At 51.7% G+C, this 1,097-nt stretch carries 1 protein-coding gene; it reads left to right on the forward strand.

Features of this window, described 5'->3' with window-relative positions; genetic code table 11:
• Window positions 1-65 precede the first annotated feature (65 nt).
• On the forward strand, window positions 66-1,097 hold a 1,032-nt coding region (locus tag B7Y67_RS19020; RefSeq protein WP_293599968.1), incomplete at its 3' end, for a DEAD/DEAH box helicase family protein.

Consider the following 1,097-nt stretch of genomic DNA (forward strand, 5'->3'; position numbering starts at 1 on the left):
GCCGTCAGCAATGTTGCCCAATTTTCAAGACCAAGTAAGGTTAACACAACGCCAGCGGGAGTCGCTTGGCAAAGATTCGGGAAGCCTCACAGTCGATGACAGCCCTTAGCCAGCTTTTAGATACCTATCGCCAAGCAGCCGTTACAGAACGCGAGAAAGGCACCTATTTCGAGGATTTGATCGTCTGCTACCTTCGCAATGAGGCGACCTATAAAGACCTCTACAGCGATGTCTGGACCTATGGACAATGGGCTGAAATCCAGGGGTTGGACCGCAGAGACGCTGGTATTGACCTGGTTGCTAAAACGCGTGGCACCGAGGAATACCATGCCATCCAGTGCAAGCTGTATGCTGAAAGCTACAAGCTGCGGAAAGAGGATATAGACAGTTTTTTTACCGCTTCCGGCAAAAAGCCGTTTACCCACCGCATTATCGTTAGCACCACCAATTACTGGACCGAACACGCCGAAAATGCGCTTCAAGACCAGCAAACACCGATAAGTAAAATTGACCTGCATGACCTGGAAAACAGCCAGATCGATTGGGCAAAATACCAGCCCAAAGTCACCCCGTCCATAAAGCCCAAAAAGACCCTGCGAGACCATCAGCAGACAGCTCTAACCGCCACTTTGGCTGGGTTCAAAAGCGCAGATCGCGGTAAGCTGATTATGGCATGCGGCACGGGCAAAACATTTGCCAGCCTCAAAATCGCCGAGGCACAGGCTGGTCCAGGCAAGCGTGTGCTCTTTCTGGTGCCCAGCCTTTCACTTCTATCCCAGACCCTAAGTGAATGGACACAAGAAAGCATAACCCCTCTCCATAGCTTTGCAGTGTGTTCTGATAGCGAGGTCGGCAAGAAGCGGACAAAGGGCATGCCGGAAGATGATGCTGTTCAAACGATAGCCCATGAACTGCGCTACCCGGCGACCACGGAACCAGCACGCTTAGCGACGGAAATGCTGAAGCGACATGATGCTGACCACATGAGCGTGGTGTTCAGCACCTACCATTCAATTGACGTTATTCACCAAGCCCAACACCATCATGGGCTTGCTGACTTTGATCTTATAATTTGCGACGAAGCGCACCGGAGCACC

It is taken from the genome of Polynucleobacter sp. 35-46-11 (genome assembly GCF_002281105.1).